Annotated in this window: 2 tRNA genes and 3 rRNA genes; all 5 read left to right on the top strand. The window is 49.7% G+C overall.

The annotated features are described in order from the left end of the window. Positions 1-9: 9 nt before the first annotated feature. A tRNA-Glu gene (locus QM847_RS08250) sits at positions 10-81 on the top strand. Between the two features lie 228 nt (positions 82-309). Further along, positions 310-1,858, top strand: a 16S ribosomal RNA gene (locus QM847_RS08245). A 50-nt stretch (positions 1,859-1,908) separates the two neighbouring features. Continuing rightward, positions 1,909-1,981 (top strand) — tRNA-Ala (locus tag QM847_RS08240). 125 nt (positions 1,982-2,106) lie between these two features. After that, positions 2,107-5,009: ribosomal RNA gene (locus tag QM847_RS08235) — 23S ribosomal RNA — on the top strand. An 80-nt stretch (positions 5,010-5,089) separates the two neighbouring features. After that, positions 5,090-5,205 (top strand): 5S ribosomal RNA (rrf, locus tag QM847_RS08230). Together the 16S, 23S and 5S rRNA genes with 2 tRNA genes alongside form the textbook arrangement of a ribosomal RNA operon. Position 5,206: the final 1 nt, after the last annotated feature.

Below are 5,206 nucleotides of genomic sequence, written 5' to 3'. Positions count from 1 at the left end.
AAAAGCTCGGGTCCGTTGGTCAAGGGGTTAAGACACCGCCTTTTCACGGCGGTAACACGGGTTCGAATCCCGTACGGACTATGAGTGTGTTGCAGTAGAAGATGAAAAAAGTTTGAAAAAGCTATTGACAAGGATTGGAAGCTGTGATATACTAATATAGTTGTCGCTCACGAGAGGCGTGAGAGACAAAGACCTTTGAAAACTGAACAAGACGAACCAATGTGCAGGGCACTATAACTAAGGTTATAGTACTGAACAATGAATAAACAATAAATCTGTCAGTGACAGAAATGAGTGAGAACTCAAACTTTTAATGAGAGTTTGATCCTGGCTCAGGACGAACGCTGGCGGCGTGCCTAATACATGCAAGTAGAACGCTGAAGGAAGGAGCTTGCTCTTTCCGGATGAGTTGCGAACGGGTGAGTAACGCGTAGGTAACCTGCCTGGTAGCGGGGGATAACTATTGGAAACGATAGCTAATACCGCATAAGAGTAGATATCGCATGATATGTGCTTAAAAGGTGCAATTGCATCACTACCAGATGGACCTGCGTTGTATTAGCTAGTTGGTGGGGTAACGGCTCACCAAGGCGACGATACATAGCCGACCTGAGAGGGTGATCGGCCACACTGGGACTGAGACACGGCCCAGACTCCTACGGGAGGCAGCAGTAGGGAATCTTCGGCAATGGACGGAAGTCTGACCGAGCAACGCCGCGTGAGTGAAGAAGGTTTTCGGATCGTAAAGCTCTGTTGTAAGAGAAGAACGAGTGTGAGAGTGGAAAGTTCACACTGTGACGGTATCTTACCAGAAAGGGACGGCTAACTACGTGCCAGCAGCCGCGGTAATACGTAGGTCCCGAGCGTTGTCCGGATTTATTGGGCGTAAAGCGAGCGCAGGCGGTTAGATAAGTCTGAAGTTAAAGGCTGTGGCTTAACCATAGTACGCTTTGGAAACTGTTTAACTTGAGTGCAAGAGGGGAGAGTGGAATTCCATGTGTAGCGGTGAAATGCGTAGATATATGGAGGAACACCGGTGGCGAAAGCGGCTCTCTGGCTTGTAACTGACGCTGAGGCTCGAAAGCGTGGGGAGCAAACAGGATTAGATACCCTGGTAGTCCACGCCGTAAACGATGAGTGCTAGGTGTTAGACCCTTTCCGGGGTTTAGTGCCGCAGCTAACGCATTAAGCACTCCGCCTGGGGAGTACGACCGCAAGGTTGAAACTCAAAGGAATTGACGGGGGCCCGCACAAGCGGTGGAGCATGTGGTTTAATTCGAAGCAACGCGAAGAACCTTACCAGGTCTTGACATCCCTCTGACCGCTCTAGAGATAGAGTTTTCCTTCGGGACAGAGGTGACAGGTGGTGCATGGTTGTCGTCAGCTCGTGTCGTGAGATGTTGGGTTAAGTCCCGCAACGAGCGCAACCCCTATTGTTAGTTGCCATCATTCAGTTGGGCACTCTAGCGAGACTGCCGGTAATAAACCGGAGGAAGGTGGGGATGACGTCAAATCATCATGCCCCTTATGACCTGGGCTACACACGTGCTACAATGGTTGGTACAACGAGTCGCAAGCCGGTGACGGCAAGCTAATCTCTTAAAGCCAATCTCAGTTCGGATTGTAGGCTGCAACTCGCCTACATGAAGTCGGAATCGCTAGTAATCGCGGATCAGCACGCCGCGGTGAATACGTTCCCGGGCCTTGTACACACCGCCCGTCACACCACGAGAGTTTGTAACACCCGAAGTCGGTGAGGTAACCTTTTAGGAGCCAGCCGCCTAAGGTGGGATAGATGATTGGGGTGAAGTCGTAACAAGGTAGCCGTATCGGAAGGTGCGGCTGGATCACCTCCTTTCTAAGGATAAGGAATGCACATTGGTCTTGTTTAGTCTTGAGAGGTCTTGTGGGGCCTTAGCTCAGCTGGGAGAGCGCCTGCTTTGCACGCAGGAGGTCAGCGGTTCGATCCCGCTAGGCTCCATTGGTGAGAGATCACCAAGTCATGCACATTGAAAATTGAATATCTATATCAAATAGTAACAAGAAAATAAACCGAAAACGCTGTAGTATTAATAAGAGTTTATGACTGAAAGGTCAAAAGAATAAGGTTAAGTTAATAAGGGCGCACGGTGGATGCCTTGGCACTAGGAGCCGAAGAAGGACGTGACAAACGACGATATGCCTTGGGTAGCTGTAAGTAAGCGATGATCCAGGGATTTCCGAATGGGGGAACCCAACAGGTAATGCCTGTTACCCATATCTGTTAAGGATATGAGGAGGAAGACGCAGTGAACTGAAACATCTAAGTAGCTGCAGGAAGAGAAAGCAAAAGCGATTGCCTTAGTAGCGGCGAGCGAAACGGCAGGAGGGCAAACCGAAGAGTTTACTCTTCGGGGTTGTAGGACTGCAATGTGGACTCAAAGACTATAGAAGAATGATTTGGGAAGATCAGCCAAAGAGAGTGATAGCCTCGTATTTAAAATAGTCTTTGTACCTAGCAGTATCCTGAGTACGGCGGGACACGTGAAATCCCGTCGGAATCTGGGAGGACCATCTCCCAACCCTAAATACTCCCTAGTGACCGATAGTGAACCAGTACCGTGAGGGAAAGGTGAAAAGCACCCCGGGAGGGGAGTGAAATAGAACCTGAAACCGTGTGCCTACAACAAGTTCGAGCCCGTTAATGGGTGAGAGCGTGCCTTTTGTAGAATGAACCGGCGAGTTACGATATGATGCGAGGTTAAGTTGAAGAGACGGAGCCGCAGGGAAACCGAGTCTGAATAGGGCGCCTTAGTATTATGTCGTAGACCCGAAACCATGTGACCTACCCATGAGCAGGTTGAAGGTGCGGTAAGACGCACTGGAGGACCGAACCAGGGCACGTTGAAAAGTGCTTGGATGACTTGTGGGTAGCGGAGAAATTCCAAACGAACTTGGAGATAGCTGGTTCTCTCCGAAATAGCTTTAGGGCTAGCGTCGACATAGAGATTCTTGGAGGTAGAGCACTGTTTGGGTGAGGGGTCCATCCCGGATTACCAATCTCAGATAAACTCCGAATGCCAATGAATTATGGTCGGCAGTCAGACTGCGAGTGCTAAGATCCGTAGTCGAAAGGGAAACAGCCCAGACCACCAGCTAAGGTCCCAAAATAATTGTTAAGTGGAAAAGGATGTGGGGTTGCACAGACAACTAGGATGTTAGCTTAGAAGCAGCTATTCATTCAAAGAGTGCGTAATAGCTCACTAGTCGAGTGACCCTGCGCCGAAAATGTACCGGGGCTAAAACAATTTACCGAAGCTGTGGATACCTTTATAGGTATGGTAGGAGAGCGTTCTATGTGTGATGAAGGTATACCGTGAGGAGTGCTGGAACGCATAGAAGTGAGAATGCCGGTATGAGTAGCGAAAGACAGGTGAGAATCCTGTCCACCGTAAGACTAAGGTTTCCAGGGGAAGGCTCGTCCGCCCTGGGTTAGTCGGGACCTAAGGAGAGACCGAAAGGTGTATCCGATGGACAACAGGTTGATATTCCTGTACTAGAGTATGTAGTGATGGAGGGACGCAGTAGGCTAACTAAAGCAGACGATTGGAAGAGTCTGTCTAAGCAGTGAGGTGTGAATTGAGTTAAATGCTTAGTTCTATAACATTGAGCTGTGATGGGGAGCGAAGTTTAGTAGCGAAGTTAGTGACGTCACACTGCCAAGAAAAGCTTCTAGCGTTTAAACATACTCTACCCGTACCGCAAACCGACACAGGTAGTCGAGGCGAGTAGCCTCAGGTGAGCGAGAGAACTCTCGTTAAGGAACTCGGCAAAATGACCCCGTAACTTCGGGAGAAGGGGTGCTGACTTTAGGTCAGCCGCAGTGAATAGGCCCAAGCAACTGTTTATCAAAAACACAGCTCTCTGCTAAATCGTAAGATGATGTATAGGGGGTGACGCCTGCCCGGTGCTGGAAGGTTAAGAGGAGTGCTTAGCGGTAACGCGAAGGTATGAATTGAAGCCCCAGTAAACGGCGGCCGTAACTATAACGGTCCTAAGGTAGCGAAATTCCTTGTCGGGTAAGTTCCGACCCGCACGAAAGGCGTAATGATTTGGGCACTGTCTCAACGAGAGACTCGGTGAAATTTTAGTACCTGTGAAGATGCAGGTTACCCGCGACAGGACGGAAAGACCCCATGGAGCTTTACTGCAGTTTGATATTGAGTGTCTGTACCACATGTACAGGATAGGTAGGAGTCTATGAGATCGGGACGCCAGTTTCGAAGGAGACGTTGTTGGGATACTACCCTTGTGTTATGGCCACTCTAACCCAGATAGGTGATCCCTATCGGAGACAGTGTCTGACGGGCAGTTTGACTGGGGCGGTCGCCTCCTAAAAGGTAACGGAGGCGCCCAAAGGTTCCCTCAGAATGGTTGGAAATCATTCGCAGAGTGTAAAGGTATAAGGGAGCTTGACTGCGAGAGCTACAACTCGAGCAGGGACGAAAGTCGGGCTTAGTGATCCGGTGGTTCCGTATGGAAGGGCCATCGCTCAACGGATAAAAGCTACCCTGGGGATAACAGGCTTATCTCCCCCAAGAGTTCACATCGACGGGGAGGTTTGGCACCTCGATGTCGGCTCGTCGCATCCTGGGGCTGTAGTCGGTCCCAAGGGTTGGGCTGTTCGCCCATTAAAGCGGCACGCGAGCTGGGTTCAGAACGTCGTGAGACAGTTCGGTCCCTATCCGTCGCGGGCGTAGGAAATTTGAGAGGATCTGCTCCTAGTACGAGAGGACCAGAGTGGACTTACCGCTGGTGTACCAGTTGTCTTGCCAAAGGCATCGCTGGGTAGCTATGTAGGGAAGGGATAAACGCTGAAAGCATCTAAGTGTGAAACCCACCTCAAGATGAGATTTCCCATGATTTTATATCAGTAAGAGCCCTGAGAGATGATCAGGTAGATAGGTTAGAAGTGGAAGTGTGGCGACACATGTAGCGGACTAATACTAATAGCTCGAGGACTTATCCAAAGTAACTGAGAATACGAAGCGTGATTAGTTTTCAAGTGAAATTTGAAAGATATTCAATTTTGAGTATGTATGACTCAGAGTTAAGTGACGATAGCCTAGGAGATACACCTGTTCCCATGCCGAACACAGCAGTTAAGCCCTAGAACGCCGGAAGTAGTTGGGGGTTGCCCCCTGTGAGATATGGAAGTCGCTTAGCT

The organism is Streptococcus timonensis (assembly GCF_047463455.1).
Taxonomy (GTDB): domain Bacteria; phylum Bacillota; class Bacilli; order Lactobacillales; family Streptococcaceae; genus Streptococcus; species Streptococcus timonensis_B.
This window is presented reverse-complemented; position numbering and strand designations above follow the sequence as displayed.